This window comes from Methylocapsa sp. S129, assembly GCF_009765995.1.
Classification (GTDB): domain Bacteria; phylum Pseudomonadota; class Alphaproteobacteria; order Rhizobiales; family Beijerinckiaceae; genus Roseiarcus.
The window spans coordinates 1-660 of sequence record NZ_LMUI01000025.1; the positions used below are offsets into that span (position 1 = coordinate 1).

At 67.0% G+C, this 660-nt stretch carries 1 pseudogene; it reads right to left on the bottom strand.

What is annotated here, in order from left to right:
- Positions 1-660: pseudogene (locus GSQ90_RS16235) on the bottom strand (hypothetical protein); the annotation flags it as partial.

Below are 660 nucleotides of genomic sequence, written 5' to 3' on the forward strand. Positions count from 1 at the left end.
GCGTCCTCGATCGTTTCGACCGGCATGGTGGTCAACAGTCGCCATAAGAGCGGCGGCTCCGATCCTCCGGTCAAGCCCCGGGAGGGCTCGCCCATCTCGCGCGCCACGACCAGATGGAGGGTGACCTGCTTGGCGTCGGGCGTGGCCCGGCCGGTTTTGGGCTTGGCGATCGTCACCTGTCCAAACGACACCGCCACGCGCGCCACGCGGCCATTGTCTCCCGGTATGCGCGGCTGGCGCGGCGCGACCTTGACGGGCATTTCGACAGCGGGCGTAAGCCCGGCGCCGGTCTCGAACAGCAGACCGCCATCGGCCAGCTTACGGTTCCCTCGCGCACGCACGATGAGGTCGACGTTGGCGGGCTTGCGGGTGAATATCTGGTAGATGTCGCTTTCGCGGTCGCCGACCACGACAATGCGCGCTGCTGGGGCCAGAACGGTGGCGGCGGTTTGGGCGCCTTCGAGCCAGCGTTCCGATTCCTTGTCCTCAAGATGCCGCTTCTGCCGCTCCTTGACCTTGTCCATGCCGCGCGTCCAGATCCGCGCGCCCGCGACGCCAAGAACAGCCTCATCGGCGGCGTCAATCGCCACAACCGGATGAAGGAAGAAACCAAGGCTCTTGCCATCGCCCGCAGGCCCCAGTCCTGGACGGTCGCGATCG